Source organism: Colwellia sp. (assembly GCF_013215345.1).
Classification (GTDB): Bacteria; Pseudomonadota; Gammaproteobacteria; order Enterobacterales; family Alteromonadaceae; genus Colwellia.
The window spans coordinates 1-2,415 of the sequence record NZ_JABSOV010000238.1 but is presented as its reverse complement, the minus strand read 5'-3'; the positions used below and the strand labels follow the sequence as shown (position 1 = coordinate 2,415).

Below are 2,415 nucleotides of genomic sequence, written 5' to 3'. Positions count from 1 at the left end.
CAACTTGATGTTGATCTATTACACCTCAATAAACATGACATGACACTTTCTTATGCTCAACAAGCCATCAAGGTCACCGCTATTCAATTCAAATTGCTCTGGGCCTTAGTAACACACCAAGATGAAGTATTAAGTAAGCCTTTTTTATACCCTTTAGTGCTCGATCGTGAGTTTAGCTTGTATGACCGTAGCTTAGATATGCACTTGAGCAGAATAAGAAAAAAACTTATTGCCGCCGGAATGTCTGCCAATCGCATTGAAACTGCCCATGGCCGTGGTTATTGCTTTAAATAAAATACTTAAACTAAGCCGCTAGACATCGTTTTTCCTTTTTACTTAAGTTCCTTAATGCTAACTGGTGCTGAGTTAACCTCTTTGAGACCAACATTATGAATAAACAGTTTTTTTGGAAACTTTGCTTCATTATTATTGCCGGTTCAATGGCTCTGTATTGGCTTATTGATCTGTTATCCAATCACACTGAACTACGTATGAGTCATATAGCAACGGAGCATCAACAACAAATACTTGCCTATGCAGATAAGGCTGAGCAACTTTATTTTCAAGGCGACATGATTGCGCTAACCGCCTATATGAAAAAAATTCAACAGCAAGAATCTCGGCTAAAACCTTTAGCGGATACTCGTTTATCAAAAAGCTATATTGATAGCTTTACCTTAGGTCGAGATGTCAGTTGGAAGATTCATTTATATTTTAAAGAGAACCCTGTTATGGGTGTTGTCTTTGCTGATAAAACAAGCCATTTCTTAATGCAATTACCCGCAAGAATGCGGCCGGGAAATTATTGGGGCATAACCTCCTTAGTATTAAAGATTGCCTTACCTGTGGTACTACTGAGCTTATTAACCGCCTTGCTATACCGACATATGATGCAACCATTACGTCGGTTAGAGCAAGCCAGCCGCAGGTTAAGCCAAGGCGATTTTACCGCCCGAGTTTGTACTCATTTAGGTAGTCGCAATGATGAATTTGCTCATGTCGCGCAGACCTTTGATGCTATGGCACTGCGTATAGGAAAAATGGTTACTCGCCAGCGAGAATTTATAGCCGACTTTTCCCATGAATTACGTACACCAATAACGCGCATTGAAATGGCACTCGCTTGTGCGCAATCAGAGCTTAATAGCCAAGAAATGCTGGCACGTATCGCGCTAGAAGTTCAAGGTATGCGTAAACTAGCCGAAGACTCACTAACCCTTGCTTGGTTAGACAATGAAGAGCCAAAAGCCTGTGATGAAAATTTTGATTTGGTCGACTTGCTCGACAGTATTCTTGACGATGGTAGTTTTGAGTTCCCAGATAAAGTAATCAGTAGAGAGCTACCTGAGTCATTACTGTTTTATGGCAATAGCCGTTTGCTTGGCCAAGCTTTCGAAAACATTATTAGAAATGCCCTGCGTTATGCCAAGCATGAAGTGCTCTTGGCACTTGTTATTCAAGAAGGTGAAATTGTATTAACCATAACCGATGATGGCGTTGGCGTTGAAGAACAGCATTTAGCTGATATCTTCAAAGCTTTTTATCGTATTCCTACCATACAAGTACAAACGATTAATCCCGGCTTTGGCTTAGGTTTGGCTTTAGCGCAAAGACAAATTATTGCTTGCCAAGGCCAAGTGTTTGCCAAAAATATAACAAACACATGTTTGAAAAGCACGGGCTTGAAAATCACCATATTACTGCCAATAACCGCCGAACAAGTGTAACCAGCAAATGTAACAATTGTAAAAGTACTTTATTTTTAGTGATAAATGTAGAGAATACACGCGAATAGGAATTATTATCATTTGTTTTATTGTACTTTAGGTAGGTTAAAAAATGTTTTCTCACCCCCGTATTCCGAATACCGTTAAGTTAAGTAGTCTGGCGTTAGCCATTTCTCTGGCACTAGTTAGTACTAGCGTTTTGGCAGAACAAAGCCCACAAGAAAGTGAGCAAGAGCTTGCCAAGAAAGATATTGAAGTAATAGTAATTCATGGTAAAAAAACGGATGCTGATGCTGTCATTACTCAAGACTTCTTAGAAAAAATATCAGCGACTAGCTTAGCTGATATCTTCAGAAACCAACCGGAAATTTCTACCGGTGGCTCCTTCGGTGTCGCGCAAAAAGTTTATATTCGTGGTATTGAAGACACCATGTTAAATGTCACCATTGATGGTGCCTTACAATCAGGCTATCTATTCCATCATCAAGGGCGTTTATCACTAGAGCCAGAGTTATTAAAGCGTGTTGATGTAATTGCAGGTGCCGGTGATGCAACTTCGGGCTCAGGCGCTTTGGGTGGTGCTTTACGTTTTGAAACTAAAGATCCGCAAGATTTACTGCGCGCAGATGAAGACTTTGGCGGTATCGTGAAATTAGGTTATTACAGTAATAACGATGGTTTTAAAGCC

At 40.2% G+C, this 2,415-nt stretch carries 3 protein-coding genes; all 3 read left to right on the top strand.

Annotated elements, in window-relative coordinates; all coding sequences use genetic code 11:
- On the top strand, window positions 1-294 hold a 294-nt coding region (locus HRT50_RS18605), incomplete at its 5' end, for a winged helix-turn-helix domain-containing protein (protein ID WP_291617290.1).
- A gap of 95 nt (window positions 295-389) precedes the next feature.
- Complete coding sequence (locus tag HRT50_RS18600) at window positions 390-1,727, top strand: histidine kinase sensor domain-containing protein (protein WP_291617288.1); 1,338 nt, start codon at window positions 390-392, stop codon at window positions 1,725-1,727.
- 112 nt (window positions 1,728-1,839) lie between these two features.
- Window positions 1,840-2,415: TonB-dependent receptor plug domain-containing protein (locus tag HRT50_RS18595; RefSeq protein ID WP_291617286.1), on the top strand; the 576-nt coding region annotated here is incomplete at its 3' end.